This is a genomic window from Pseudomonas sp. HY7a-MNA-CIBAN-0227 (genome assembly GCF_040310325.1).
Taxonomy (GTDB): domain Bacteria; phylum Pseudomonadota; class Gammaproteobacteria; order Pseudomonadales; family Pseudomonadaceae; genus Aquipseudomonas.
The window spans coordinates 40,598-65,964 of record NZ_JBEOPT010000006.1 but is presented as its reverse complement, the minus strand read 5'-3'; the positions used below and the strand labels follow the sequence as shown (position 1 = coordinate 65,964).

Annotated in this window: 25 protein-coding genes; 13 read left to right on the top strand and 12 right to left on the bottom strand. The window is 60.0% G+C overall.

Annotated features, from left to right (window positions below; all coding sequences use genetic code 11):
- Nucleotides 1-272: 272 nt before the first annotated feature.
- Nucleotides 273-1,937, top strand: a complete 1,665-nt coding sequence (locus AAEZ06_RS12195) for an electron transfer flavoprotein-ubiquinone oxidoreductase (RefSeq protein WP_149412086.1) — start codon at nucleotides 273-275, stop codon at nucleotides 1,935-1,937.
- Nucleotides 1,938-2,011: 74 nt separating this feature from the next.
- Here the strand turns inward: AAEZ06_RS12195 and AAEZ06_RS12190 are convergent, their stop codons facing one another.
- On the bottom strand, nucleotides 2,012-2,899 hold the full coding sequence (locus AAEZ06_RS12190; RefSeq protein ID WP_133101744.1) for an AraC family transcriptional regulator: 888 nt from the start codon (nucleotides 2,897-2,899) through the stop codon (nucleotides 2,012-2,014).
- A gap of 216 nt (nucleotides 2,900-3,115) precedes the next feature.
- On the opposite strand from AAEZ06_RS12190, the gene AAEZ06_RS12185 reads away from it, so the two are divergent.
- The gene (locus tag AAEZ06_RS12185) at nucleotides 3,116-4,168 is read left to right on the top strand and encodes an NAD(P)-dependent alcohol dehydrogenase (RefSeq protein WP_149412087.1); all 1,053 of its coding nucleotides are present in this window, start codon (nucleotides 3,116-3,118) and stop codon (nucleotides 4,166-4,168) included.
- Here the strand turns inward: AAEZ06_RS12185 and AAEZ06_RS12180 are convergent, their stop codons facing one another.
- From AAEZ06_RS12180 to AAEZ06_RS12155, 6 genes are all read right to left on the bottom strand, one after another.
- Nucleotides 4,169-4,972 (bottom strand): IclR family transcriptional regulator, encoded by an 804-nt coding sequence (locus tag AAEZ06_RS12180; protein WP_149412183.1) that lies wholly within the window; start codon nucleotides 4,970-4,972, stop codon nucleotides 4,169-4,171. It lies immediately after the preceding gene.
- Between the two features lie 110 nt (nucleotides 4,973-5,082).
- Nucleotides 5,083-6,048: an L-arabinose ABC transporter permease AraH gene (gene araH, locus AAEZ06_RS12175; protein WP_149412088.1), complete on the bottom strand. Its 966-nt coding sequence runs from the start codon at nucleotides 6,046-6,048 to the stop codon at nucleotides 5,083-5,085.
- Between the two features lie 16 nt (nucleotides 6,049-6,064).
- Complete coding sequence (gene araG / locus AAEZ06_RS12170) at nucleotides 6,065-7,573, bottom strand: L-arabinose ABC transporter ATP-binding protein AraG (protein WP_149412184.1); 1,509 nt, start codon at nucleotides 7,571-7,573, stop codon at nucleotides 6,065-6,067.
- A complete protein-coding gene (locus AAEZ06_RS12165; RefSeq protein ID WP_149412089.1) occupies nucleotides 7,570-8,571 on the bottom strand; it encodes a substrate-binding domain-containing protein in 1,002 nt (333 codons plus the stop codon). The genes araG and AAEZ06_RS12165 overlap by 4 nt, the downstream gene beginning before the upstream one ends.
- A gap of 36 nt (nucleotides 8,572-8,607) precedes the next feature.
- Nucleotides 8,608-9,429: an SDR family oxidoreductase gene (locus tag AAEZ06_RS12160; RefSeq protein ID WP_350614453.1), complete on the bottom strand. Its 822-nt coding sequence runs from the start codon at nucleotides 9,427-9,429 to the stop codon at nucleotides 8,608-8,610.
- A gap of 147 nt (nucleotides 9,430-9,576) precedes the next feature.
- Complete coding sequence (locus AAEZ06_RS12155; RefSeq protein WP_350614451.1) at nucleotides 9,577-10,056, bottom strand: GNAT family N-acetyltransferase; 480 nt, start codon at nucleotides 10,054-10,056, stop codon at nucleotides 9,577-9,579.
- A 119-nt stretch (nucleotides 10,057-10,175) separates the two neighbouring features.
- On the opposite strand from AAEZ06_RS12155, the gene AAEZ06_RS12150 reads away from it, so the two are divergent.
- From AAEZ06_RS12150 to AAEZ06_RS12140, 3 genes are all read left to right on the top strand, one after another.
- A complete protein-coding gene (locus AAEZ06_RS12150; protein ID WP_350614449.1) occupies nucleotides 10,176-10,820 on the top strand; it encodes an HD domain-containing protein in 645 nt (214 codons plus the stop codon).
- 111 nt (nucleotides 10,821-10,931) lie between these two features.
- A complete protein-coding gene (locus tag AAEZ06_RS12145; protein ID WP_133101752.1) occupies nucleotides 10,932-11,270 on the top strand; it encodes a hypothetical protein in 339 nt (112 codons plus the stop codon).
- A 49-nt stretch (nucleotides 11,271-11,319) separates the two neighbouring features.
- On the top strand, nucleotides 11,320-11,586 hold the full coding sequence (locus AAEZ06_RS12140) for a hypothetical protein (RefSeq protein WP_149412094.1): 267 nt from the start codon (nucleotides 11,320-11,322) through the stop codon (nucleotides 11,584-11,586).
- 166 nt (nucleotides 11,587-11,752) lie between these two features.
- Here the strand turns inward: AAEZ06_RS12140 and AAEZ06_RS12135 are convergent, their stop codons facing one another.
- Nucleotides 11,753-13,315 (bottom strand): sigma-54-dependent transcriptional regulator, encoded by a 1,563-nt coding sequence (locus AAEZ06_RS12135; RefSeq protein ID WP_149412095.1) that lies wholly within the window; start codon nucleotides 13,313-13,315, stop codon nucleotides 11,753-11,755.
- A 277-nt stretch (nucleotides 13,316-13,592) separates the two neighbouring features.
- Between AAEZ06_RS12135 and phhA the strand changes: the two genes are divergently transcribed.
- The 3 genes from phhA (at nucleotide 13,593) to AAEZ06_RS12120 (ending at nucleotide 16,057) form a co-directional block, all read left to right on the top strand.
- The gene (phhA, locus tag AAEZ06_RS12130; RefSeq protein WP_350614446.1) at nucleotides 13,593-14,399 is read left to right on the top strand and encodes a phenylalanine 4-monooxygenase; all 807 of its coding nucleotides are present in this window, start codon (nucleotides 13,593-13,595) and stop codon (nucleotides 14,397-14,399) included.
- A gap of 105 nt (nucleotides 14,400-14,504) precedes the next feature.
- Nucleotides 14,505-14,861: a 4a-hydroxytetrahydrobiopterin dehydratase gene (locus AAEZ06_RS12125; protein WP_149412097.1), complete on the top strand. Its 357-nt coding sequence runs from the start codon at nucleotides 14,505-14,507 to the stop codon at nucleotides 14,859-14,861.
- Nucleotides 14,861-16,057, top strand: coding sequence for an amino acid aminotransferase (locus AAEZ06_RS12120; protein WP_350614444.1), 1,197 nt, complete (start codon nucleotides 14,861-14,863; stop codon nucleotides 16,055-16,057). Before AAEZ06_RS12125 ends, AAEZ06_RS12120 begins: the two co-directional genes overlap by 1 nt.
- Nucleotides 16,058-16,138: 81 nt before the next feature.
- Here the strand turns inward: AAEZ06_RS12120 and AAEZ06_RS12115 are convergent, their stop codons facing one another.
- The gene (locus tag AAEZ06_RS12115) at nucleotides 16,139-16,948 is read right to left on the bottom strand and encodes a UDP-2,3-diacylglucosamine diphosphatase (RefSeq protein ID WP_149412099.1); all 810 of its coding nucleotides are present in this window, start codon (nucleotides 16,946-16,948) and stop codon (nucleotides 16,139-16,141) included.
- Nucleotides 16,949-17,082: 134 nt separating this feature from the next.
- On the opposite strand from AAEZ06_RS12115, the gene AAEZ06_RS12110 reads away from it, so the two are divergent.
- The 3 genes from AAEZ06_RS12110 (at nucleotide 17,083) to AAEZ06_RS12100 (ending at nucleotide 19,218) form a co-directional block, all read left to right on the top strand.
- The gene (locus AAEZ06_RS12110; RefSeq protein WP_350614442.1) at nucleotides 17,083-17,835 is read left to right on the top strand and encodes a helix-turn-helix transcriptional regulator; all 753 of its coding nucleotides are present in this window, start codon (nucleotides 17,083-17,085) and stop codon (nucleotides 17,833-17,835) included.
- Nucleotides 17,836-17,989: 154 nt separating this feature from the next.
- Nucleotides 17,990-18,871, top strand: a complete 882-nt coding sequence (locus AAEZ06_RS12105) for a DMT family transporter (protein WP_149412101.1) — start codon at nucleotides 17,990-17,992, stop codon at nucleotides 18,869-18,871.
- 128 nt (nucleotides 18,872-18,999) lie between these two features.
- Complete coding sequence (locus AAEZ06_RS12100; protein WP_502948029.1) at nucleotides 19,000-19,218, top strand: hypothetical protein; 219 nt, start codon at nucleotides 19,000-19,002, stop codon at nucleotides 19,216-19,218.
- Between the two features lie 9 nt (nucleotides 19,219-19,227).
- Here the strand turns inward: AAEZ06_RS12100 and AAEZ06_RS12095 are convergent, their stop codons facing one another.
- Nucleotides 19,228-19,515: an Rdx family protein gene (locus tag AAEZ06_RS12095; RefSeq protein ID WP_149412102.1), complete on the bottom strand. Its 288-nt coding sequence runs from the start codon at nucleotides 19,513-19,515 to the stop codon at nucleotides 19,228-19,230.
- An 84-nt stretch (nucleotides 19,516-19,599) separates the two neighbouring features.
- On the opposite strand from AAEZ06_RS12095, the gene AAEZ06_RS12090 reads away from it, so the two are divergent.
- Nucleotides 19,600-21,789: a patatin-like phospholipase family protein gene (locus AAEZ06_RS12090; protein ID WP_149412103.1), complete on the top strand. Its 2,190-nt coding sequence runs from the start codon at nucleotides 19,600-19,602 to the stop codon at nucleotides 21,787-21,789.
- Between the two features lie 31 nt (nucleotides 21,790-21,820).
- Here the strand turns inward: AAEZ06_RS12090 and AAEZ06_RS12085 are convergent, their stop codons facing one another.
- Together AAEZ06_RS12085 and recQ are read right to left on the bottom strand one after the other, a co-directional pair.
- Nucleotides 21,821-22,255: a MarR family transcriptional regulator gene (locus AAEZ06_RS12085; protein ID WP_149412104.1), complete on the bottom strand. Its 435-nt coding sequence runs from the start codon at nucleotides 22,253-22,255 to the stop codon at nucleotides 21,821-21,823.
- Between the two features lie 121 nt (nucleotides 22,256-22,376).
- Nucleotides 22,377-24,503 (bottom strand): DNA helicase RecQ, encoded by a 2,127-nt coding sequence (gene recQ, locus AAEZ06_RS12080; protein WP_149412105.1) that lies wholly within the window; start codon nucleotides 24,501-24,503, stop codon nucleotides 22,377-22,379.
- Nucleotides 24,504-24,777: 274 nt separating this feature from the next.
- On the opposite strand from recQ, the gene AAEZ06_RS12075 reads away from it, so the two are divergent.
- Nucleotides 24,778-25,365 carry a UPF0149 family protein gene (locus AAEZ06_RS12075; protein WP_149412106.1) on the top strand — a complete coding sequence of 196 codons (588 nt, stop codon included), beginning with the start codon at nucleotides 24,778-24,780 and terminating at the stop codon, nucleotides 25,363-25,365.
- Nucleotides 25,366-25,367 lie beyond the last annotated feature (2 nt).

Genomic DNA, 25,367 nt, shown 5'->3' with positions numbered 1-25,367 from the left:
GACCGGAACGCCTATTCCGGTCAATACAGCAAAATGGTCAGATATAAGCCGCGCTTCTTTGATTTATCTGGGTTGCGGACGATTCAAACAAACGTTTGTATTGGACGCTGGAGGTGGTGTAGATATAATGCGCCGCTTAGAGAGAGCGGTGTGTGATCCATTGTTACCTTTGCGCCGAAGATCACGAAATATGGGCCCCGGAAAACGATGGATGGGACACCCAACCTCCACATTAGAAAAAAAACTGTAGAGCCTTGAGTAGGAGATAGCCTGTGGAACGCGAATACATGGAATTCGACGTGGTCATTGTCGGCGCTGGCCCGGCAGGCCTGTCTGCCGCCTGCCGTCTGAAGCAGAAGGCCGCCGAAGCCGGTAAGGAAATCAGCGTCTGCGTGGTCGAAAAAGGCTCCGAAGTCGGCGCTCACATCCTGTCCGGTGCCGTGTTTGAACCACGGGCGCTGAACGAATTGTTCCCGGACTGGAAAGAATTGGGCGCCCCGCTCAATACCCCGGTGGTGCGCGATGACATTTATGTCCTGCGCTCCAGCGAAACCGCTACCAAGGTCCCTGACTTCTTTGTGCCCAAGACCATGCACAACGAAGGCAACTACATTATTTCCCTGGGCAACCTGTGCCGCTGGCTGGCTCAGCAAGCCGAAAACCTGGGCGTGGAAATCTACCCAGGCTTCGCCGCCCAGGAAGCGCTGTTCGACGAGAATGGCGTGGTGCGCGGGATCATCACCGGCGACCTGGGTGTCGACCGCGAAGGCAACCCGAAAGAAGGCCTCTATACCCCAGGTATGGAACTGCGTGGCAAGTACACGCTGTTCGCCGAAGGCTGCCGCGGGCATATTGGCAAGCAACTGATCCAGCGCTTCAACCTGGACAGTGACGCCGACGCCCAGCACTACGGCATCGGCCTGAAGGAAATCTGGGAAATCGACCCGGCCAAACATCAGCCAGGCCTGGTGGTACACACCGCCGGCTGGCCGCTGGATATCATGAGCAATGAGAACACCGGTGGCTCATTCCTCTATCACCTGGAAAACAACCAGGTGGTCGTCGGCCTGATCGTCGATCTTTCCTACAGCAACACCTTCCTGTCGCCGTTCGACGAGTTCCAGCGCCTCAAGCATCACCCGGTGCTCAAGCAGTACCTGGAAGGCGGCAAGCGCATCAGTTACGGCGCTCGGGCCTTGTCCAAGGGTGGCATCAATTCGTTGCCGAAGATGGTGTTCAAGGGTGGTGCGCTGATCGGCTGTGACCTGGGCACCATGAACGTGGCCAAGATCAAGGGCAGCCACACCGCCATGAAGTCCGGCATGCTCGCGGCGGATGCCGTGGCAGAGCAACTGCTTGCAGGTTCCGAAGGTGCGGACGAGCTGATCGGTTACGTCGACAGCTTCAAGAAAAGCTGGCTCTTTGATGAACTGTTCGCCACCCGTAACTTCGGCCCGGCGATGCACAAGTTCGGCCCGATCATCGGCGCCGGCTTCAACTGGTTCGACCAGAACATTCTCGGTGGCAAAATACCGTTCACCCTGCACGACACCAAGCCGGACTACGCCTGCCTCAAGCTGGCCAAAGACAGCAAGCAGATCGACTACCCGAAACCCGACGGCAAGCTGAGCTTCGACAAACTCAGCTCGGTATTCATCTCCGGTACCAATCACGAAGAAGAACAGCCGTGCCACTTGAAGTTGAAAGACCCAAGCATCCCGATCGGCACCAACCTGCCGCTCTATGATGAACCGGCCCAGCGTTACTGCCCGGCGGGCGTGTATGAAGTGATCACCCAGGAAGACGGCGAGAAGCGCTTCCAGATCAACGCCCAAAACTGCGTGCACTGCAAGACCTGTGACATCAAGGACCCTTCGCAGAACATCACCTGGGTCACGCCGGAAGGTGCTGGCGGGCCGACTTACCCGAATATGTAAGCCTGCTGCTTGAACATCAAGGCTCCCTAAATGGGGGCCTTTTTTGTGGCCTCATTGTTCGTAGCGGTCAAGGTTTATGCCGCCCGCTCGTCCCCAGGGCTGCGCTCGAAGTAGCGCTTATATTCCCGGCTGAACTGCGACGTACTCTGATACCCCACACTATGGGCGGCCTGCGCCACGCCCATGCCCTCCACCAACAGCAATTGCTGGGCCTTGAGCAAGCGCAGGCGCTTGAGGTACTGCACCGGCGACAACAGCGTGCAGCGCTTGAAATGTTCGTGAAACGTCGACGCGCTCATATGCGCGTAACCGGCCAGGGTTTCGATATTGAGCGGCTCGGCGTAATGGGCATGCAGGTGATTCAGCGAGGTCGCCACCCGGGCAAACTGCCCCTGTTGTTCTACCAGCGCCCGCAGCACATCGGCCTGGGGTCCGCGCAAGGCGGTGAACAACAACTCACGAACCCGCGCCGGCCCCATGATCCGGCTCTCCAGCGGATCGTGCAGGCACTGCAACAGCCGCTCGACGCAGCCACGCATGGCGTCATCGAGCACCACCGAGCTCATCGACTCAAGTGTCTGCGCCGCTGCTGGCGGCCCAGGCCTGATGCCCATAGCCATCACTAACTCCCCCAGCACCACTCGGTCAATGCCGACGGTCACCCCCAACAGCGGCGCATTGGGCAGGGCAAAGGTCTCGCACTCGAAGGGCACCGGCATCGCCTGGATCAGGTAATGCCCGGCGCCATACTCCAGGGTGCGTGGGCCCAGGTACGCGACTTTGCTGCCCTGGGCGACAATCATCAGGCTCGGCTCATAAATCTGCGGCCCTCGCGCCACGTCGCAACTGGCGCGCAATACCTGCACACCCGGCAAGTTCGTGGGGCAGAAACCATCGCGGGGGGTCAGCGGCTCAATCAGAGCAACCAGCGCGGCATTGGCGTCGAGATGAAGGGTCAGCATAAAAACAGTTCTCGGAAATTCATGGACCTGTGCAGGGCTACAAACTGCAAGCGGCAAGAGAGCGCGCAGTTTATCGCTTGCAGCTTGTAACTTGCTGCTTCTAGCTGCTCCTCCGCAGCTTTAGGCATGAGACTCGGAGCAATCGCCATGGCCGTCCCAAGCCCTGGCGCGGAAAATGGGCCACCTCACTTGTCACTGTTTTTACGAGGTTTCTCCATGTACACCGCCATCGGTTACGCCGCCCAGTCGGCCACCACTCCCCTCGCCCCGATGTCCTTCGAACGCCGCAGCCCACGCGCCGATGACGTGGCCATCGAAATCCTTTACTGCGGCGTCTGCCACTCAGACATCCACCAGGCGCGCAACGAATGGGGCATCGCCGTGTACCCGCTGATGCCGGGCCACGAGATCGTCGGCAAGGTCACCGCCGTCGGCGCCAGCGTCACCGCTCATAAAGTCGGCGACCTGGTGGGCGTTGGGTGCATGGTTGACTCGTGCCGCCATTGCGACGCCTGCAAATCGGACCTGGAGCAATACTGCCTCGAAGGCCCGACCATGACCTACGCCACCCCGGACCGCGTGGATGGCAGCAACACCATGGGCGGCTACTCCGACAGCATCGTGGTCAGCGAGCATTTTGTGGTGAAGATCCCTGCCAAGCTTGACCTGGCCAGCGCCGCGCCAATCCTCTGCGCTGGCATCACCACCTACTCGCCGCTCAAGCACTATGGCGTGAAGGCCGGTGACAAGGTCGGGATTCTCGGCATGGGCGGCCTGGGCCATATGGGCATCAAGTTCGCCAAGGCCATGGGCGCCGAAGTGACGTTGTTCACCCGCTCCGCCAGCAAGGCTGCAGAAGGCCGTCGCCAGGGCGCCGATCACGTGATCGTGTCCACCGATGCCGAACAAATGAAAGCTGCGGCCGGGCATTTCGACTTCCTGCTGGACACCATTCCGGTGCAACACGACCTCAACCCCTACCTCGATACTTTGCGCTTTGACGGCGTGCATATTCTGGTGGGACTGATCGAACCGGTAGAGCCGCCGGTACACGCAGCCAAACTGGTATTGGGCCGCAAGGTCCTGGCCGGCTCGTTGATCGGTGGCATTGCCGAAACCCAGGAAGTCCTGGATTTCTGCGCCGAGCACGGCATCACTTGCGACATCGAAATGCTCGACATCCGCCAGATCAACGAAGCCTACACCCGCATGATCGCCGGTGACGTGAAGTACCGCTTCGTCATCGACATGGCGACCTTGAAGGCCTGATCAGGCCTTCGCGCCCAACTCCGCTGACAGCCGGGCTGCAACCTGTTTCACCACGAGGATCAGCTCGGCCATTTTTTCCAGCGGCATGTAGGGCACGGTACTGGCGATGCTGATGCCGGCGACAATTCGCCGGCTGGCATCGCGCACCGGTGCCGCGACGCAACGGATCGACGGTTCGTTGTCTTCCAGATCGAACGCATAACCGCCCACCACGTATTCCTGCATACGCTGCTCAAACTGCGCCCATGATTGTTCCGGGTGCTGCGGCCACTGCATATTCTTCCCACCCACTGGCAAGCTGACCTGATACAGGCGCTGCCACTCTTCCACACTGTCGTCCAGCAGCAAGGCCTTGCCGATTCCGGTGCGCGCCAGCGGCATGCGATGGCCAACCCGCGAGCGCATTTCCGGACCGTTGCGGCCGGGATTCTTGTGCAGGTAGAGCACGTCGTCAAATTCGCGGATCGCCAGGTGGATGGTGTCGCCGGTCAACGCCGACAACTCGTCCAGGTAGGGAATTGCAAGGGTTACCAAAGGCAGCTCTTCACGGGCCTGGAAACCCAGCTCGATCAGTTTCGGGCCAAGCAGGTAGCCGACTTGCGGCACTACGCGCAGGTAACGCTCTTCTACCAGACAGCTGGCCAAGCGGTGGGTGGTGCTGCGGGTGGTGCCGATGCGCCGGGCGATTTCCTTGAGATCCCGCGCGCCAGCCGCCACCGCTTGCACCACGCCCAGGCCACGCAGCAGGGTCTGGGTGCCGGTGGGAGCGGCGTCTTTGACGGGAATGTGGGCGTTTTCCTGCATATCGGGCCTATTGGGAAGTACGAAAACGGCGAGCATTATGGGCGGTCACGATTAGTGTGGCGAGGGGGCTTGCCCACTCGCCACAAAAAGCGCTTTTGCCACAGTCTCAATCAACGCTGCTTCATCCGATCAATAATCACCGCCAGCAACAGGATAGAGCCGCGAATCACGTATTGGTAGAAGGTGTCGATGTTCTTCAGGTTCATCGCATTCTCAATGATCGCCAATATCAGCACTCCGGCAATCACATGGCGAATCATCCCTATGCCCCCGCTCAGGGATACACCGCCCAGCACACACGCCGAAATCACCGTTAGCTCAAAACCCTGGCCGATCATCGGCTGACCCGAGGTCATCCGCGAAGCGAGGATCACTCCGGCCAACGCCCCGATCACACCGTGCACCGCGAAGATGATGATCTTGGTCCTGTCGACATTGACCCCGGCCAGCAACGCCGCTTCCTGGTTACCGCCAATGGCCATGGTGTTGCGCCCGTAGGTGGTGTAGTTCAGCAACCAACCAAAAAACACAAAGCACAGCACGGTGATAACAATCGGCACCGGCACGCCAAACAGCTGGCCGTTACCGAAGACGAAGAAGCCTTCATCCATCACGCCAACCGCCTTGCCATTGGAAAAGATATACGCCAGCCCACGAACGATCTGCATGGTCGCCAGCGTTGCAATCAACGCATTGATCCGCAGTTTGGCAATCACGATGCCGTTGATCAGCCCCACTACCAGGCCCATGGTCAGTGCCGCCGACACGCCGAGGACGATGCTGTCGGTGTCGCGAATCACGATTCCCGCCACCACGCCCGAGCAGGCAATCACCGACCCCACCGACAAGTCAAAATGCCCCGACGCCAGACAGAACAGCATGGTGCAGGCGGCAATCCCGACGGTGGAAATCGCCAGGCCCAGGCCACGCATGTTCAGTGGCGAGAGGAAGTTGTCAATAAACACGGCACTAAGCAAAAAGATGCTCAAGGCCGCCAGCAACATGACCCACTCGTCGAGAAACTTGCGCTGGTTGAAGCCCGGCCAGAAGGTTCTCGCGGTTTTTACCTGTGACATACCCACCTCGTATTCTTCAGTCCCGCGAACGCGGGAGAGCCAATTGCAGCAAGCGCGCTTCATCGGCGTCATCGCGGTTCAAAACGCCGGTAAGCGCACCTTCGCTCATCACCAGGATGCGGTCGCAGATACCCATGACTTCCATCAAGTCGCTGGACACCACAATCACTGCAATGCCGGTGGCCGCCAGGTTGTGGATGATCTGGTAGATCTCGGCCTTGGCGCCGATGTCGATACCGCGAGTCGGTTCGTCCAACAGCAGCACTTTCATCGGCATCGACAGCCAACGGCCAAGAATGGCTTTTTGCTGATTGCCGCCGGACAGGTACAGGATCGGCTGCTCGGCCGACGGCGTACGCACGTTCAGCGCGCTGATTTGCCGCTGTGCGTTGTCCCGTTCCCAGCCGCTTTGCAGCAACCAGCCAAAGCGCGCATGGTCGCGACGGGCGCTGATATTGATGTTCTCGGCGACGCTGGCACGGGGCACGATGCCTTCCTTCTTGCGGTCCTCGGGGCACAACAGCACACCGGCGGCAATCGCATCCCGTGGCGACTTGAAAGACTGCGCCTGGCCATGCAACACCAGCGCGCCTTGTTCGCTACGGGACAACCCCGCCAGCAGCCGCAGCAATTCGGTACGCCCTGCCCCCACCAAACCGAACAGGCCGAGAATTTCGCCCTTGTCGACCGCAAGGCTCACCGGCTCTTGCAGCCCTGGCCCGAGTAAACCTTCAACGCGCAGCGCCTCGCCAAAATGCTCCCGAGGCCGGTAGTTGTAGATGTCCTGAATATCGCGGCCAACCATGCAGTTGACCAATTGATCGACGTTCAACTGCGTCATGTCCTCGAAGGTGCGTACAAAGCGCCCGTCCTTGAACACCGTCACCGCATCGCAAATGCGGAACACCTCTTCCATGCGGTGCGACACATAGAGGATCACCCGGCCTTCGTCACGCAGCCGCGCGATGATCACCATCAGCCGCTCGATCTCACGGGCCGAGAGGCTGCTGGTAGGTTCGTCGAAGGCAATCACATGGGCATTGCGCGACATGGCCTTGGCGATTTCCACCAGTTGCCGCTGGCCCAGGGACAGGCTGCCAAGGCGCGCCTGGGGATCGATTTCATCCGCCAGGCCCTTGAGCAACTCCCGCGCCTTGTGCACCATCGCGCCACGATTGACCACACCCCAGCGCGACGGCATATGCCCCAGTAACAGGTTCTCGGCAACGGTCATTTCCGGCACCAGTTGCAGCTCCTGGTGAATGACGGCGATGCCATTGGCAATGCTGTCTGCTGCCGACTTGAAGCTGACGCTGCGCTCGCCCAACTGCAGGCTGCCGCTGTTGGGCGGATAAAAACCGCCGAGAATTTTCAGCAAGGTCGACTTGCCGGCGCCGTTCTCGCCCATCAGCGCGTGCACCGAATGGGGTCGCGCTTCAAAGCTGATCTGCGCCAGCGCTTTCACACCGGGAAACTCCTTGCCAATGCCGTTGAAGCGCAGGGTATCGAAGGCGGCGGTATTCATTTCCACAGACCGATCTTGCTCAACTCTTCCTTGAAATTGGCGCGGGTGATCAAGGTCACGTTATCCAGCGCGGTGAACTTGGCCGGTTCAGTGCCCTTGGTGACCCACTCGAACATGGCGGTAGCGGTTTTATAACCGGACGCGTCGGGGCTGAGCAGCATCGAGCCGTAGAAACCCGTGTCAGTCTTTTTAAGCTCTTCGATGGCATCGGTGCCGTTGATGCCGACACCGATCACATTGGCCGCCTTGAAGCCGGCGCTTTCAGTGGCGCGCACGCCGCCCAGAACGGTGCTGTCATTCATGCCGCCGATCAGCAGGTTTTTCGCGTCGCTGGGCAGTTTCACCAGAGCCGAGTTGGTGGAGTCCATGCTGCCAGGCACGTCGAGGGTTTTCTGCGCGCTAAACAGGATGTGGTCCGCTGGCAGGCCGGCGGCCTTGAGCCCTTCTACTGAACCGTCGGTGCGTTTCTTGCCGGTTTCCAGTTCGTCGAAGGTGTTGATCACCGCGTAGGTCTCTTTCCAATCCCAGCCACGTTTTTTCGCTTCGGTGGCCATGGCCTCGCCCTGTTTCTGGCCGATCTTGTAGGCGTCCAGGCCGACGTAGGGCACGTCTTCCATGGGTTTGCCCTTGGCGTCGACAAAGCGGTCATCCACCGCCAGCACTTTCAGGCCATTGAGCTTGGCCTTGGCCATGATTGCCGGGCCCAGGGACACGTCCGGCGGGCAGATCACGAAGCCTTTGGCGCCATTGGCGGCGAGGGTGTCGATGGCGGACAGGGTTTTTTCACCGTCGGGCACGGCGATCTTGATCACGGTGAAGCCCTGGTCCTTGCCGGCTTTTTCGGCGAACGCCCATTCGGTCTGGAACCAGGGCTCTTCTGCCTGTTTGACCAGGAAGCCGATCTTTATTTCTTCGGCGGATGCGAGGGTGCCGAGGCCGCTGATTGCCACAGCAACGGCGGCGCAGGCCAAGGTGCGTATTGCTTTTTTCATGAACATAAACCACCTCTTGTTGTTATTGGAGAGTTGCAAGGTTTAGTCGTGGTACATCACCGAACGCCCGCCATCGATCATCAGGCAGGTGGCGTTGATAAACGGCGCTTCGTCGGTGGCGAGAAACAGCGCAGTCATCGCCACTTCGATGGGCTGGCCGATGCGCTTGGGCGGATGCAAATCGAAGGCGCGCTGGCGTTCGGCGTGGGGGTCGGGGAAGCCGTTCCAATAGTCGACGTTGAGTTGGGTTTCGATATAGCCCGGTGCGATGGCATTCACGCGGATGCCCTTGGGCGCGTATTCGATGCCCAGGGCGCGGGTCAGGCCCAGCAGCCCGTGCTTGGCCACCGGATAGGGAAAGCAACCGGGGATGATGTGACTGGAATGGGTGGACGCGATATTGATGATGTTGCCGATGCCTTGCTCGATCATGTGCGGCAACACGGTGCGGCAGCCGAACCAGGCACCGTCCAGGTCGATGGCGAAGCAGCGGCGCCAATCGTCGTCGGTCATTTCCAGAGGGTCGCAAAACACGTTGACACCGGCGCAGTTGACCAACACATCGACGCGCCCAAAGTGTTCGATGGCAACCTCCACCAGGGCTCGCCATTGCTCTTTGGAAGTGATGTCGATGGGTTGTGCGTAGATATCCGCGCCGCGCTCTCGCCAATGAGCCGCGACTTTCTCGACCTTCTCGCCCTGGATATCACCGATAACCAGACGCGCCTGCTGAGCCTGGAAGCAGGCCACGATGGCCTCGCCAATGCCTTGCGCAGCACCGGTGATCACCACCACTTTGTTCTTCAGCCGATCGCCGTAGATTGGCTCCGGCACTGGAGGTAACGACAACGGTTGTGCCTGCATCGCTTCACCTGTTTTATTTTTGGTAGTGAGTGCTGATGCAGGGGACTATAAACCCAGAACTTAAAATATCTCAATATATAAATTAACATCCCACATGCTGATCATTAATGTAAAAAAACCGGCACCTATAGCCGGCTTTTTAACGACTCAGCCGTGGGCAAACTCGTGCAGTGAGTCCCCTTCCATGCGGTAACGCACCCACTCCTCCTGAGGTTGGGCGCCGATGGATTTGTAGAACTGGATGGCCGGTTCGTTCCAGTCCAGCACGCTCCATTCGAAACGTCCGCAACCGTTGTCACAGGCAATCTTGGCCAGATGGCGCAACAACTTCTTGCCCGCACCGCCTCCGCGCTGTTGCGGGTTGATGTACAGGTCTTCCAGGTACAGGCAGTTGCTGCCCAGCCAAGTCGAGTAGCTGAAAAAGAACACGGCAAAACCAATTGGCAACCCTTCCCGCAGACAGATCAGGCCATGGGCGGTGGCGCCTTCGCTGAACAGGCTGCGTTCGATATCCACCACGCTGGCGATCACTTCGTGCCGGGCCTTTTCGTAGTCGGCAAGCTCCGTGATAAAGGCCAGGATCTGTGCGGCATCACTGGGCACGGCGGGGCGAATCTCAATGGTCATGGACAGGCCTTGTGAATGAAGAAAGAACACATACTAAGGCTGTTTTATGAAGGGTTGCAGTGCAATTTCATTCACGACTAACCTTGCATGGCAACGCATAGCCCCCAATAGGAAACCCGATGCCCTTCACGCCATTGTCCGACCTCGCCGCCACCCTGCTGCCCCACGCCTTGGAACCGTCGGAAGACGGCGCCCACGACCTGTCGCACTTGCAGCGGGTGTGGCACAACGCGCGGTCGATCCAGGCCGAGGAAGGCGGCGACCTCGAAGTGCTGCTGGCGGCCGTGTTGCTGCACGACTGTGTGGCCGTGGAAAAGAACTCGCCGCTGCGCTCCAAGGCGTCGGCGCTGGCGGCGACCAAGGCTGGGGGAATCCTGCAAAACCTCGGCTGGCAGCCTGCGCGCATGGCTGCCGTGACCCATGCCATCGAGACCCACAGCTTTTCGGCGGGATTAACGCCTGAGTCCCTGGAAGCCAAAATCGTCCAGGACGCCGACCGCCTCGATTCCCTCGCCATGATCGGCGTCGCCCGCACGTTCTACACCGCCGGGCGCATGGGCAGCGGGCTGTATGACCCGGCTGACCCGACTGCACGCCACCGCGAGTATGACGACAAGCGCTTTTGCCTCGATCACTTCCAGACCAAGCTGCTGCACTTGGCCAATGGTTTTCAAACCGCCACGGGACAACGCTTGGCACAGCTTCGTCATGCCCGGCTAAAAGGGTTTATGCAGACGTTTATTGAGGAGATTGGCGAACAATAGGCACACAAATTCTTACAAGCAACGTAGCACCGTTCGTCGCTGCCAAGGCACCAATGGCAACCGGGGGCTGACCAATATCAGGTAAGGACTTTAATGATATGGAGGCTCCACATGAATACTTCCAAATTGACTGCCCTCGCTCTCACTGGCTTGCTGTCTGCCGTTTCCCTCAGCAGCTTTGCCGCATCAAACAACTCCACCGGCCCGACAGACCCTATCGGCAGCCCTCCAAGCCCGGCAACCCAAGAGTCCAAGGACTCCATGGGCACCGGCCTTGATACCAACGGTGGCGCAATTAACAACCAGGGCAACGACCCGCGCGCCCAAGGCAACGATGGCAACCGCCAAGGCCTGGGGACCGACGTGGAGAACGGCAAAATGGGGCCGGGCAAAAATGCCACCCCACACGGCGACGACTCCAACCTTCCCGGCGCACCCAAGCAGCCCTGAGCCATAAGCAGACGAACACTACCCAACCACTCACCCTGAAGAGGTATGCATGAACGTCGATAAAAACCTTGAGAAAGAAGTCCTCACCCGCCTGCTGCACGCCCATCCCAGCGGCCTGGGTAAAGAAGTACTGGACAACTACCGAGGTGAAAAAGTGGTGGCCAGCGCCTTGGCCGCCCTTCAGGACCGTGGGTTGATCAAGGAAGGTCATGTGACCTGTAACGACGCCGGTGAACACGCGTTGAACCTGCCGATCAAGCTCACGGCGTCCGGCGTGGAGGCAGCTCGCAAGCTGGAAGGCGAAGTAAATCAGTAACCCACGTTGTCTGGCCTGGCCCTTCCTCAAGGGCCAGAAGGCGTATCGCAATGCCTCGTGCAAGCAAAGCCAAATACACCGCCGAACAGCAGCCCAAGGCCGGTTGAATCTGATCGACTAACACCACAAAACGAACGTGCTTACCCGAGACTCTTTCCTGATAAAGTCACTTTTCAGCTTTGACGACCTCATAGTCCCGCAGTTTATTGGCAATAGTGGTATGGGAAACCCCTAACCGTTTCCCCAACTGCCGGCTACTGGGATGCTCGGAATACAACCGTTCCAACACCGCCTTTTCAAACCGCCCGACAATCTCTTCCAGCCCGCCTTCCAGGGAGAAATCCCCCAGCGGCTGGCGCACGCCGTAGTCTGGCAGGCGGATATGCTCGGCCTTGACCGTCCCGCCGTCGCACAGCGAGACCGCCTGGAACAACACGTTCTCCAACTGCCGCACATTGCCTGGCCAGTGGTAATGGCTGAGCCGATCCATGGCCGCTGGTGCCAGCTTGGGCAGCGGGCAACCAATCTGCCGGCTGGCCTGATCGAGGAAGTGCTCAACCAGCGGCGGCAAACCATCGAGGCATTCACGCAGCGGCGGGATATGCAGCGACAGCACATTCAAGCGGTGGTAGAGGTCCTGGCGAAATTCGCCACGAGCACAGAGTTCCGACAAGTCCACCTGGGTTGCGCAGATCACCCGCACATCCAGGTACACCTCTTCATCACTGCCTACCCGGCGAAAGCAACCGTCCTGCAGGAAGCGCAGCAACTTGGCCTGCAGCCGCGCGCTCATTTCCCCGACACCATCGAGAAACAACGTGCCGCCCACCGTCAGTTCCAGCAACCCCAGCTTGCCCTCGGCCCGCGCGCCTTCGAACGCGCCGGGGCCGTAGCCAAACAGTTCGGTCTCGGCCATGGACTCCGGCAAGCCGGCGCAGTTGAGGGCCATCAGCGGTGACTGCCCGCGCGGGCTGGCCAGATGGCAGGCACGTGCCAACAGTTCCTTGCCGGTGCCGGTTTCGCCTTCTATTAATAGAGGGGCGTCCAGAGGGGCCATGCGTCGGGCCTCACGGACCACGGCGGCCATGACTTTCGAGCTTTGGAAAATGCTGTCGAAGCCCCGCAGTTCCTGCTTGCGCACGTTGTAGATACGCTCACCGACCCGGTCGGCGCGGTGCAGGGTCAGCACAGCGCCAGCCATGGCTTCGCTGTCATCGTGTTCCGAGGATTGCAGCGGGGCGATATCGGCGAGGAACACATCGCCCTTGACCTTGACTCGCAAGCCATTGATCCGCGATTTGCTGGAGCGCACCAGTTCCGGCAAGTCGAAGTCTTCGGCATAGCGCGACAGCGCAATGCCCGGTACTTCGTCCACCCGCACCCCGAGCAACTGCGCTGCCGCCCGGTTGGCAGCAACGATGGCGCCGCTCATGTCGATGGACAGCACCGGAAATTCCAGCGCACCCAGCAAGGCATTGAGTTCCATATGCCGACGTTCGCTAGGCATCAGTCCTACCCGCTTGACGCCAAATACCCCGGCAATCGCTTCAAACTGCGGGCGCAGCGCCTGGAACTGCATGTTCACCAGGTTCGGGCAGTACAGGTAAATGGCATTGCCGTGTTCGCCGCCGACCTCGCCCTTGGCAACGTTGACGCCGTACTCCACCAGCAGGTTGAGGATGTCCCGCAGGATGCCTATACGGTTCTGGCAATGCACTTTGATACGCATGAAAAGGCCCGAATTATTGTTGAAGGGCTGATTGAACTGCGTCTTTTTGTCGCTGAGCGCAGATAGTCGTCAAGATTATGTGACAGCTAGCGACCTTTTCAAACCGTAAAATCGCAATACACAGTGCTCAACGGCAATACCGTAACGAATACTTTACAAATATCAGTAAGTTTTCCTACAAGTTGCAGCAGATGACGGATGGATTCCTGACCCAGGCGGAGTATCAATAGGTTTATCGCAGGACATAACAAGAACGAATGCCTAGCAGGAGAGCCGTATGAAGCAGACGCAGTACGTGGCCCGCGAGCCCGACGCGCAAGGTTTTATCCAGTACCCGCCCGAAGAACATGCGGTGTGGAACACCCTGATCACTCGCCAACTGAAAGTGATCGAAGGCCGTGCCTGCCAGGAATACCTGGACGGCATCGATAAGCTCGGCCTGCCCCACGACCGCATTCCGCAACTGGCAGACATCAACAAGGTGCTGGGGCAAACCACCGGCTGGCAAGTCGCCCGCGTGCCGGCACTGATCCCCTTCCAGACTTTCTTCGAGTTGCTCGCCAACAAGCAGTTTCCGGTGGCGACCTTTATTCGTACCCGTGAAGAGCTGGATTACCTGCAAGAACCGGATATTTTCCACGAGATCTTCGGACACTGCCCACTGCTGACCAACCCCTGGTTCGCCGAGTTTACCCACACCTACGGCAAGCTTGGCCTGGCTGCCACCAAGGAACAGCGGGTGTACCTGGCGCGTCTGTACTGGATGACCATCGAGTTTGGCCTGGTGGACACGCCTGAAGGCCGGCGCATCTACGGCGGCGGTATCCTGTCCTCGCCGAAGGAAAGCGTTTACTGCCTGTCGGATGAACCCGAGCATCAAGCCTTCGACCCGCTGCAAGCTATGCGCACGCCCTATCGCATCGACATCCTGCAGCCGCTGTACTTCGTATTGCCCAACCTCAAGCGCCTGTTCGAAGTGGCGCAGGAAGACATCATGGGCATGGTCAAGCGCGGTATGCAGTTGGGCCTGCATGCGCCCCTGTTCCCTCCAAAACCGGTCCAGCCCAAGCCCAAGGCGGCGTGACACGTGCCTTTTGCGGCCAGGTGAGTCTGTTCCCTGGCCCCGCGTTGCTTTAGGGTGACGCCACTGACGACCGTTTTCCAAACACTCGATTTCAGGAATCCCCACATGACCACGTTGAACCAAGCCCACTGCGAAGCCTGCCACGCCGATGCCCCGCAAGTCAGCGACGAAGAACTGCCGGTACTGATCAAGCAGATCCCCGACTGGAACATCGAAGTACGCGACGGCGTGATGCAGCTGGAAAAGGTCTTCCTGTTCAAGAATTTCAAATTCGCCCTGGCCTTCACCAACGCCGTGGGCGTGATCGCCGAGGCCGAAGGTCACCACCCCGGCCTGCTCACTGAATGGGGCAAAGTCACCGTGACCTGGTGGAGCCACTCCATCAAGGGCCTGCACCGCAACGACTTCATCATGGCCGCGCGCACTGACAAAGTGGCCAAGGATGCCGAGGGCCGCAAGTAATGCACTTCACTGCCATTGACCGAGTGCCAGGGGACCCGATCCTCGGGCTGATGGAGTCCTATGCCAAGGACCCCAGCCCGCAAAAGTTCGACCTGGGCGTGGGCGTCTACAAGGATGCCCAGGGGCTGACGCCGATTCTGCGCTCAGTGAAGCTGGCCGAACAGCGCCTGGCGGACCAACAAACCACCAAGACCTACATCGGCGGCCACGGCGATGCAGCGTTCGGCAAGCTGATTAATAGGTTGGTGCTGGGCGCCGACTCGCCGCTGCTGCGCGAACGCCGTGCCGGCGCGACCCAGACCCCAGGCGGCACCGGCGCGCTGCGCCTGAGTGCCGACTTTATCGCCCACAGCCTGCCCGGTCGCGGCGTGTGGCTGAGCAACCCGACCTGGCCGATCCACGAAACCATCTTCGCCAAGGCCGGGCTCAAGGTCAGCCACTATCCGTACGTGGGCAGTGACAACCGCCTGGATGTTGCGGCGATGTTGGCTACCCTGGCCAGCGTGCCCAAGGGCGACGTAGTGCTGTTGCACGCCTGCTGTCACAACCCCACCGGCTTCGACCTGTCCCAGGACGACTGGCGCCAGGTTCTGGAGATCGTCCGCGAGCGCGAGCTGCTGCCGCTGATCGACTTTGCCTACCAGGGGTTTGGTGATGGCCTGGAGCAAGACGCGTGGGCCGTGCGCTTGTTCGCTGCCGAGTTGCCTGAGCTGCTGATCACCAGCTCCTGCTCGAAGAATTTCGGTTTGTACAGCGACCGTGTTGGCTCGCTGATTGTCTGCGCAGGTGATGCTGAAAAGCTGCTGGATGTGCGCAGCCAACTGGCATTTATTGCCCGCAACCTGTGGTCGACGCCGCCGGATCATGGTGCAGCCGTAGTCGCCACAATCCTGGGTGATGCCGAGCTGAAAGCGCTGTGGAGCGAGGAAGTCGAAGCCATGCGCCTGCGGATCGCGCAATTGCGCTCCGGGCTGCTGGAAGCCTTGGCGCCTCATGGGCTGTCAGAGCGTTTTGCCCATATCGGCGTGCAACGCGGGATGTTTTCCTATACCGGGTTGAGCGCCGATCAGGTGAAAGAACTGCGCGAGAAGCACAGCGTATATATGGTCAATTCAGGGCGGGCGAACGTTGCCGGAGTTGATGAAACGCGCCTGACACTGTTGGCTGACGCGATTGCGGATGTGTGCCACTCCTGAGAGCGGCTCGATTTAGTGTGGCGGGCTGTGTGGCGAGCAGCCAAGCCCACATCTGTTTGCGTCCGGCCATAAAACTGTGATCTACCCCGCCACCATCTCCGCCTTGAGCTGCGCCTCTTTGGCCTGGGCATCGGCCAACCGATACAGCTCGATATGCCCATCCCAGTGCTCGATCAACGCCGTGCAAGACTCCACCCAATCCCCGCAGTTGAGGTAGTCCACCTCCCCTACCTTGCGGATCTCCGCGTGGTGGATATGCCCGCACACCACACCGTGCAACTCGCGCTTGGTCACTTCATGGGCGATGGCTTCTTCGAAGTCGCTGATAAAGCTGACAGCAGTTTTCACCTTGTGCTTGAGGTAGGCCGACAGCGACCAATAGCCGTAACCGTAGCGCGCCCGCCAGTGGTTCAGCCAGCGATTGAGGGTCAGGGTGAATTCGTAGGCAGAGTCGCCAAGGAACGCCAGCCAACGGTGGTAACGGGTGATCACGTCAAACTGATCGCCATGGATCACCAGCAAGTGACGACCATCGGCGGTGACGTGCACCGCCTCGTCCACCAACTGGATATTGCCCAGGATCAGCTTGGAATAACGCCGCAGGAATTCATCATGGTTGCCCGTGACGTAGATCACCTCGGTACCGCGCTTGCTCATGGTCAGCAAGCGGCGGATCACGTTGGTATGGGCCTGGGGCCAATACATGCCGCCGCGCAGTTTCCAGCCGTCGATGATGTCGCCAACCAGGTACACCCGGTCGGCGTGGTAGCCCTTGAGAAACTGCGACAGGTGCTCGGCCTGGCAATCCCGAGTGCCCAGGTGCACGTCGGAAATCCACAGGGTACGAACCCGTTGCTTGCGGCTGGGTTTGGCAAGCTCGGCGCTGGTCATGGGCATACCTCAACGGTGTTTTCGCGAGCTTGCTCCCTGGCGATTAATAGCCCATGACAGTCGTGCGTCAGTCTGATGACAGCGTTCATCAGGCTCCCGGCCATGTAAACTGCCAGCCTGCCCAGGAGATTGCGATGAGACCGACACTCACGCTACGCCACTACACCCACAACCTGATTGCCCATAGCCACGACCATGCGCAACTGGTGTTCGCCCTGGCCGGCCGCCTGGATTTCGACGTGGAAGGTGTAAGTGGCGAGATCCGCCCGCAAGGGGTCATGGTCCTGCCATTCTCGGCCCATCACGCCTGCGGCAGTCCCCAAGGCAGTCATTGCCTGGTGCTCGATGTGCCCGACGAACAATGGCTGGTGCAGTCCCTTGGCGATCATGCCGACGCCAGTCGGCGCCTGCTGGACCAGCCGGCACGGGTGGCGCTGGATGCCCGGCAAGGCCAGTTGGTGCAGTGGCTGGCGAGCAGCCCGCTGGATGATCCGCTGATCGCCCAGCAAGGCGCCGTCTTGTTGCTGGCCAGCCTCAATGGCCAGGCGCCACGCGACAGCCGGCGGCTGCCTTATGCAGCGTTCAATGCCCATATCGACCAACATGCGGCGCACCCGCTGCAAGTCGCCGACCTGGCGCGGATGGCCAATCTATCCGTCGCACGGCTGCATGCACGCTTTGTCACCGAGTGCGGGCAGACGCCCATGGACTACATCCGCAGCCGGCGCTTGCAGATGGCCCGTGGATTGTTGCGCGACAGTCACCTGCCCATCGGCGAGATTGCCGCGCAGGTTGGCTATGGTTCGCAAAGCGCCTTTTCGGCAGCGGTGTTGCGTGAGTTCGGTGAATCCCCCGGCGCCTTGCGACGCCGCCCCCGTAGCAGTTGACGAGTAGAACGAGGCTACGTTCGACAGGGTCGAGACGGCTGCTACGTGAACATGCTCAAGAGTCCTGCGACAAAACCTGCGAGTCCGACGACAGACGCCAAACGCTGTAACCCTCTAGACTGGCCGTCTGTCCGCTCACTGCCCAAGGATCACAATGACTCCGCGCTCTGCCCTCGGCGCCCTGCATATCGGCGCATTGATGTTTGGCCTCACCGGCGTCTTCGGCAAACTCGCCGCGGCCTCCCCGGCCATTATCGTCTTTGGCCGCGCCGCGTTCGCCGTGATCGCCCTGGCAGTGTTCGCCCGTTTTGCCAGCAACACTCCCTGGCAGAAGCTGCAAGCCAGCGATTTGCGGCGCCTGCTGCTTAGCGGCTTGTTGCTGGCCGGCCATTGGGTGAGCTTCTTTATTGCCGTGAAGGTGGCCGGCGTGGCGATTGCGACGCTGGGATTTGCCACCTTCCCGGCATTCACGGTGATCCTCGAAGGGCTGATCTTCCGCGAGCGAATCCGCGCCAATGAAATTATCCTGGTGGTGTTGGTCAGCGTCGGCCTGGTGCTGGTCACACCGGATTTCGATCTCGCCAGCCAAGCCACCAACGGCTTGATCTGGGCCGTCGGTTCCGGCTTGCTGTTCTCGCTGCTGTCGCTGAACAACCGCGCCAGTGGCCGCATCCCGCCGGTGCAGGCAGCCCTGTGCCAGAACGTCGTCGTGGCGCTGTGCCTATTGCCGGCCGCCGCTCCAGGCCTGACCGAAGTACGTGCCCTGGATTGGTTGTGGATTGGTCTGTTGGGAGTGTTCTGCACCGGCCTGGCCCACAGCCTGTTTGTCGCCAGCCTCGCGGTGCTCAAGGCGCGCACGGCGGCAGTGGTATTCGCCATGGAACCGGTGTACGGCATCACCGTGGCCTGGCTGCTGTTTGGTGAAAACCCAACCCTGCGCATGCTGATGGGCGGCGCGCTGATCATCCTCGCCATCGTCGTCTCAGGCCTGATGAGCCGCCCCGAAAAGGCCAAACAGCCCGCTGCGCAGGCCTGATCTATACGTTTCCTATCCGTAACAGTCTGTCGTCGTTCACGGATACAGACTCCTCGACGACAGCCATGGTTCTTTGAGGTTGCTGCATGCGAGTGGTCACTCCATCAACGCTATGCAGGAGTTTCACCATGGACATGTTCATCAGCCTGATCATCCAAATCATCAGCGGCGCCGTCGGCGGCAATCTGGCCGGCTTGAGCAAGCAAGGCCTGGCCTGGCACCTGGCTCAATACGATTGTCGGTGGTGTGGGCGGCTTGATCCTGACGTTCGTGGTCGGCTGGATCAAAAACAAGATGGCGACCAAATAGCCGCCTATCGATGCAGGCCACTGCTCGCCCATCAGTGACAGTGGCTTTTATTGAGTACGGTCGTTGTGCCCAAGATCCCGTTGCGGATCGATCTGGTCACGTACTCGCTGCTTGAGCACCTTAGCTTCCGGGAAGCCGCCGTCCGCCTTGCGCTCCCAGATTTGCACGCCGTCGCAGGTGATGCGAAACGCGCCACCAGTGGCCGGTTCCAGCGCCACTTTGCCCAGGTCATCGGCAAAGGTACTCAACAGTTCTTGAGCCAGCCACGCCGCGCGCAGCAGCCACTGACATTGCGTGCAATAGGTGATGACAATCTCGGGTTTGGGCGCGGACATGAAATGACTGGCTCCTGAGGTAATGGGATCGGCGGATCGGGTGGCTATAATACCGACCTTTATCGTCCAGCCCCGAGATTGATGATGCGCCGCCTGTTGTCCTGCCTGTTGCTGTGCCTACTCCCCATCCTTGTGCAAGCTGTTGAGACACCGCGCCCGAAGATCGGCCTGGTGCTTTCCGGTGGCGCCGCCCGTGGCCTGGCCCACATTGGCGTGCTCAAGGCTCTGGAAGAACAAGGTATCCACATTGATGCCATTGCAGGCACCAGCATGGGCGCGGTGATTGGCGGGCTATATGCCTCAGGCTACAAGATCGACGAGTTGGAAAAGCTGGCGCTGAACATCGACTGGAAGCTGGCACTCTCCGATGCACCACCTCGGGAGGATGTACCATTTCGACGCAAGCAGGATGATCGGGATTTTTTGGTCAAACAAAAGCTCAGCTTTCGCGACGACGGCAGCCTCGGCCTGCCATTGGGTGTAATCCAGGGCCAGAACCTGGCGCTGCTACTGGAAAGCATGTTCGCCCACAGCAGCAACACTCGGGACTTCGACAAGCTGCCCATTCCGTTTCGGGCGGTCGCGACCGATATCACCAGCGGCGAAAAAGTGGTGTTTCGCAAAGGCCACCTGCCGCAAGTGATCCGCGCCAGCATGTCGATCCCCGCCGTGTTCGCCCCGGTGGAACTGGACGGCCGACTGCTGGTGGACGGCGGCATGACCGACAACATCCCGTTGGATGTGGCGCGGGAGATGGGCGTCGACATCGCCATTGTGGTGGACATCGGCACGCCGCTGCGCACCCGCAAGCAACTGGCGACGGTGGTGGATGTGCTCAACCAGTCCATCACCCTGATGACCCGGCGCAACTCCGAGGAACAACTCAAGGCCCTGCATCCGCGCGATGTGTTGATCCAACCATCGCTGGCCGCTTATGGTGTGACCGATTTCGGTCGAGCCAAGGACATGATCGACGCCGGCTACCGCGCCACCCGCGCCCTCGACGCACGCCTGTCGAGGCTGCGTCCCGCCGAGTCGGTCGACGCCGAGCTGGCGGCGGCACGCACACCTGGCCAGCGCAATCCGGTGATCACCGCAATCAAGGTGGAGAATGACTCGAAAGTCGGCGACGACGTCATCCGCTACTACATCCGCCAACCCATCGGCGAACGCCTGGACCTGGGCCGCCTGCAAGCGGACATGGGTACCTTGTACGGCCTGGACTACTTCGAGCAGGTGCAATATCGCGTCGTGAAAAAAGGCCAGGACAATACCTTGGTGATCAGCGCGCGGGGTAAACGCAGCGGCACCGATTACCTGCGCCTGGGCCTCAACCTTTCCGATGACATGCGCGGCGACAGCGCCTTCAACCTCGGCGCCAGCTACCGAATCAACGGCATCAACCGCCTCGGCGCCGAATGGCTGACACGCGTGCAGATTGGTGATCGGCAGGAGTTGTACAGCGAGTTTTATCAGCCGATGGACACCGGTTCGCGCTACTTCGTCGCCCCCTATATCAGCGCCGAAGCGCAGAACGTCGAGCTGATTGAAGATAACAATCCGATTTCGGAGTACCGCCTGGAACGTTATGGTTTTGGCCTCAACGTCGGCCGGCAGATCGGCAACAGCGGCGAGATCCGCTTCGGTGTCGGCGAAGCCTGGGGAAAGGCCGATGTGCGCATTGGTGATCGCGACTTGCCGAGCGTCAGCTTCAGTGAGGGCTTCTATGAACTGAAGTACTCCTTCGACTCCCTGGACAACGTCTACTTCCCCCACACGGGCGAAGACATCGGCCTGGCCTTCCGTGAATTCGAACCGGGCCTGGGTTCCGACCAGCGCTATCGGCAGTGGGAGTTCAAGCTGGACAAGGCCATGAGCCACGGGCCGGACACACTGGTTCTGGGCGGTCGTTATGGGCGCACTCTGGACAATTCGGACGTGGTGATTTCCAGCTTCCTGCTGGGCGGTGCGCGGCAGCTGTCGGGCTTTCGCCAGGACGCGATTGCCGGACAGAACATCAGCCTGATGCGGGCGGTCTATTATCGCCGCCTGACGCCACGTTCATACCTGCCGCTGGACTTCCCGCTGTACCTGGGCGCGTCCCTGGAACGGGGACGCGCGTGGAACAACGACAATGAATTCGACAGCGGCTACATCAATGCCGCGAGTATTTTCCTCGGGTTTGATACGCCGCTGGGGCCGTTGAATTTCAGCTATGGATTTAATGATGACAATCAGAAGGCGCTGTATCTGAATCTGGGGCAGACGTTCTGACTTTCTGTGGCAAAGGGACTTGCCACTGGTCTCAGGTTTTTTCCAGATTCGCCAGGATGTGCCCGTGAACCCGCATGCACACCCGCAAATCATCTTCGTCGACACCGACAAACAGTTCATGACGCAGGGCTGTGGCGATGGTTTCGATCTGCTCAATCAAAGGGCGGGCGGTATCGCACAGCACGATGCGTTTGGCCCGACGGTCTTCGAGTACCGCCTGGCGTTGTACCAGGCCCTGGTTTTCCAGGCTGTCGAGCAAACGGGCCAGGGTCGGCCCTTCAACCCCGACGCTTTGCGCCAGCTCGCGCTGGGTAGGTGCGCTTTCGAAACGGGCCAGGTGCAGCAGCACCAGCCAGCGCGCCTGGGACAGACCCAGGCCAGCCAGACGGCGATCCAGCTCGGCACGCCAACCTCGGGACATCTGCGCCAGCTGCATGCCAAAACGGTGTTGATCAGTTAACGGCATAAAAAACTCATGGATTAGACTAAAAACAAAGTATGGCTAATTATTAGTCAGCTAAGCATGACCCATGACAGTAGGCAAGGCTTGGTATGTACTGACTCCTTACAATGTCGCAATTGACACATTAAATCTCGAATTCCGACTGCAAAGCGGCCCTGACGCAGTACAAAACACCCTCGGGAACCCGCCCGGTAAACAGCGGCGATATCTCGGAAACGGGTGGCAACTCGCCTTCTCCGTCGAGGAAGGCGTCCTGAATTTCGCCGAGCAAATCTTCCGGCAAATCAAGGGCCTGCTCCAGGGACAGTTGTTGCTTGCCGATGGACTCAGCGAGCAGGGTGTAGACGTTTTTTTCCGAGCATTGCAACTGCCCAGCGATCTGGATCGGGGTCATGCCGGCGCGGGCCAGACTGATCAACTCATGACGAATATCGGCGATTTCTTTCGGCGCTTCGACCTGGCCGCCGAGGACTTCGAGGAACGCCTGGCCATAACGCTCCAGCTTGCGTGCGCCGACGCCACTGACCCTGGCCATTTCCGCCAGGGTGGTGGGTTGTTCGCGGAGCATTTCCAGCAAGGTGGAGTCGGGAAAGATAACGTAAGGCGGCACGCTGTGCTCCTGGGCCAGCTTGCGCCGCAAGGTACGCAAGGCTTCCCACTGCTCGCGCTCCTCGCCACGCACCAGTTGGCTGGCCTGGCTGGTGCTGGTTTTCGCGGTGGTTTGTGGCTTGAGGTCGCGGCGCAGCTCCAGGCTGACTTCACCCTTGAGCAGCGGCCGACAACTGTCGTTCAGACGCAAACCGCCGTAGCCTTCCAGGTCGATATCCACCAGGCCACGGGCGACCATCTGTCGAAACAGCGAGCGCCACTCGCCTTCGGCCCGCGCCTTGCCCACGCCGTACACCGACAGGTGCTGATGGCCAAAACTGCGGACCTTTTCGTTGTCCTTGCCCAGCAACACGTCCACCAGATGGCCGACGCCGTAACGCTGGCCGGTGCGGTAGATGGCCGACAACCCCTGGCGCGCAGGCTCGGTGGCATCCCAGGTCTGCACGCCGTCCACGCAGTTGTCGCAGTGGCCGCAAGGCTTTGGCATGTCTTCGTCGAAATAGGCGAGCACGGTCTGACGGCGGCAGCGGGTTTCTTCGCACAGCGACAACATGGCGTCGAGCTTGTGCTGTTCCAGCCGCTTGTGGCGTTCATCGCCTTCGGAGTTCTGCAGCATCTGCTTGAGCATCACCACGTCTTGCAGGCCATAGACCATCCAGGCATCGGCCGGCAGGCCATCACGGCCGGCACGACCGGTTTCCTGGTAATACGCTTCAAGGGACTTGGGCAAATCCATATGGGCGACGAAACGCACGTTGGATTTGTCGATACCCATGCCGAAGGCGATGGTGGCAACCATAATCAGGCCTTCCTCGTTGAGGAAGCGCTTCTGGTGGTAGGCGCGTAGCTCATTGGGCAAGCCGGCGTGGTACGGCAGCGCGGGGTAACCCTGTTCACAGAGGAATGCCGCCACTTCGTCGACTTTCTTGCGCGACAGGCAATAGACGATGCCGGCGTCGCTACGTCGCTCCGAGAGAAAGGCCAGCAACTGCTTGCGCGGCTGTTCCTTGGGCACAATGCGATAAAAGATGTTGGGCCGGTCGAAGCTGGAAAGGAAACGCTCGGCATCCTGCAAATGCAGGCGCTCGACGATTTCTTCACGGGTGCGCTTGTCGGCGGTGGCGGTCAGGGCGATGCGCGGGACGTTGGGAAACAGTTCCGCCAACTGCCCCAATTGCAGGTATTCGCGACGGAAGTCGTGGCCCCACTGGGATACACAGTGGGCTTCGTCGATGGCGAACAGGGCGATTTCCAGGCTCTGCAAGAACGCCAGCATTCGCGGCTGGACCAGGCGCTCGGGGGCCAGGTAAAGCATCTTCACTTCGCCACGCTTGATGCGCATGGCAAGATCACGCTGCTGTTCGGCGCTCAATGTGGAATTCAATGCCGCAGCGGCAACGCCAAGTTCTTCAAGGGTCGCCACCTGATCGTCCATCAAGGCGATCAACGGCGACACCACCACGGCGAGCCCATCGCGCAGCAACGCTGGCACTTGGAAACACAAGGACTTGCCGCCGCCGGTAGGCATCAATACCAGGGCATCACCGCCATTGGCCACGCGCTCAATGATTGCACCCTGACGGCCACGAAAACTGTCGTAGCCGAAGATGTCCTTGAGGACGCGTTGAGCCTGTTCAAGCATGAAAAACTCCAAATATCGCCGAAATCCCGCTGTACAGGCTGGCCGAAAAAGCGCGTCTCGACGGGAAATAATCCGTAAGCGAACTTTTCCCGCTGCGCCGTTTGGCCTGCAGGGGCATCACAAAACGCGGCAGTATACCCGAGCACCACCCGGCAAAGGGCGCCGCTGACGAATAGCGACCCGATTGAAAACCTGGCAAATGTGCACAGCGACTGGCCTGGGCGCTCAAGAAGGCCTAGAATTCAGCATCGTTTATTCCCAAGGTAACCCGTCAATGTCCTTCGCTGAGCAACTAACCCGCCTGCAAGCCTTCCTCGATGCCGACGAGCTGCATGACGAGGCGCTGGACTACGTGGCCGCCCACGGCTACCTGACCGCCCTGTCGATCTGCTCCGAAGTGGTTCCCGAACGTGAATGGATCGACGCGCTGTTCTCCGAAGAGCCTCACTACCGTGACGACGCCGAGCGCGCAGAAATCGAAGCTACCCTGTTGGCCCTCAAGGCCCACATCGGCCGTCAACTGGCTTCCGATGAGGAATTCGAGCTGCCATGCGACCTGGACCTCGGCGAAGAACCGGATGATTCCGATCTGCGCGGCTGGTGCATTGGCTTTATGGAAGGTGTGTTCCTGCGCGAAGCCGCCTGGTTCGAAACCGCCGAGGAAGAAGTCAGCGAAATGCTGCTGCCGATCATGGTCGGTTCCGGCCTGTTCGACGATCAGCCTGAGTTCGCTGACATCGCCACCGACGCCAACTTGATGGACGACATGGTCGTTCAGATCCCGGAAGCGCTGACCGCCCTGTACCTGCTGTGCAACGCACCTGACGAAAAACCGGCGCTCCTCAAGCCTCGCCACCACTGAGT

Bases quoted from the DNA above. Each gene is read 5' to 3' on its own strand.
- AAEZ06_RS12185 (WP_149412087.1), top strand. From the start codon at position 3,116: ATGTACACCGCCATCGGTTACGCCGCCCAGTCGGCCACCACTCCCCTC.
- araG (WP_149412184.1), bottom strand. From the start codon at position 7,573: ATGAATACCGCCGCCTTCGATACCCTGCGCTTCAACGGCATTGGCAAG.
- phhA (WP_350614446.1), top strand. From the start codon at position 13,593: ATGAAGCAGACGCAGTACGTGGCCCGCGAGCCCGACGCGCAAGGTTTT.
- AAEZ06_RS12100 (WP_502948029.1), top strand. From the start codon at position 19,000: ATGGACATGTTCATCAGCCTGATCATCCAAATCATCAGCGGCGCCGTC.
- AAEZ06_RS12090 (WP_149412103.1), top strand. From the start codon at position 19,600: ATGCGCCGCCTGTTGTCCTGCCTGTTGCTGTGCCTACTCCCCATCCTT.
- AAEZ06_RS12145 (WP_133101752.1), top strand. From the start codon at position 10,932: ATGAATACTTCCAAATTGACTGCCCTCGCTCTCACTGGCTTGCTGTCT.
- AAEZ06_RS12180 (WP_149412183.1), bottom strand. From the start codon at position 4,972: ATGCAGGAAAACGCCCACATTCCCGTCAAAGACGCCGCTCCCACCGGC.
- AAEZ06_RS12125 (WP_149412097.1), top strand. From the start codon at position 14,505: ATGACCACGTTGAACCAAGCCCACTGCGAAGCCTGCCACGCCGATGCC.
- AAEZ06_RS12155 (WP_350614451.1), bottom strand. From the start codon at position 10,056: ATGACCATTGAGATTCGCCCCGCCGTGCCCAGTGATGCCGCACAGATC.
- AAEZ06_RS12075 (WP_149412106.1), top strand. From the start codon at position 24,778: ATGTCCTTCGCTGAGCAACTAACCCGCCTGCAAGCCTTCCTCGATGCC.
- AAEZ06_RS12135 (WP_149412095.1), bottom strand. From the start codon at position 13,315: ATGCGTATCAAAGTGCATTGCCAGAACCGTATAGGCATCCTGCGGGAC.
- AAEZ06_RS12160 (WP_350614453.1), bottom strand. From the start codon at position 9,429: ATGCAGGCACAACCGTTGTCGTTACCTCCAGTGCCGGAGCCAATCTAC.
- AAEZ06_RS12190 (WP_133101744.1), bottom strand. From the start codon at position 2,899: ATGCTGACCCTTCATCTCGACGCCAATGCCGCGCTGGTTGCTCTGATT.
- araH (WP_149412088.1), bottom strand. From the start codon at position 6,048: ATGTCACAGGTAAAAACCGCGAGAACCTTCTGGCCGGGCTTCAACCAG.
- AAEZ06_RS12095 (WP_149412102.1), bottom strand. From the start codon at position 19,515: ATGTCCGCGCCCAAACCCGAGATTGTCATCACCTATTGCACGCAATGT.
- recQ (WP_149412105.1), bottom strand. From the start codon at position 24,503: ATGCTTGAACAGGCTCAACGCGTCCTCAAGGACATCTTCGGCTACGAC.
- AAEZ06_RS12120 (WP_350614444.1), top strand. From the start codon at position 14,861: ATGCACTTCACTGCCATTGACCGAGTGCCAGGGGACCCGATCCTCGGG.
- AAEZ06_RS12115 (WP_149412099.1), bottom strand. From the start codon at position 16,948: ATGACCAGCGCCGAGCTTGCCAAACCCAGCCGCAAGCAACGGGTTCGT.
- AAEZ06_RS12085 (WP_149412104.1), bottom strand. From the start codon at position 22,255: ATGCCGTTAACTGATCAACACCGTTTTGGCATGCAGCTGGCGCAGATG.
- AAEZ06_RS12110 (WP_350614442.1), top strand. From the start codon at position 17,083: ATGAGACCGACACTCACGCTACGCCACTACACCCACAACCTGATTGCC.
- AAEZ06_RS12165 (WP_149412089.1), bottom strand. From the start codon at position 8,571: ATGTTCATGAAAAAAGCAATACGCACCTTGGCCTGCGCCGCCGTTGCT.
- AAEZ06_RS12150 (WP_350614449.1), top strand. From the start codon at position 10,176: ATGCCCTTCACGCCATTGTCCGACCTCGCCGCCACCCTGCTGCCCCAC.
- AAEZ06_RS12140 (WP_149412094.1), top strand. From the start codon at position 11,320: ATGAACGTCGATAAAAACCTTGAGAAAGAAGTCCTCACCCGCCTGCTG.
- AAEZ06_RS12105 (WP_149412101.1), top strand. From the start codon at position 17,990: ATGACTCCGCGCTCTGCCCTCGGCGCCCTGCATATCGGCGCATTGATG.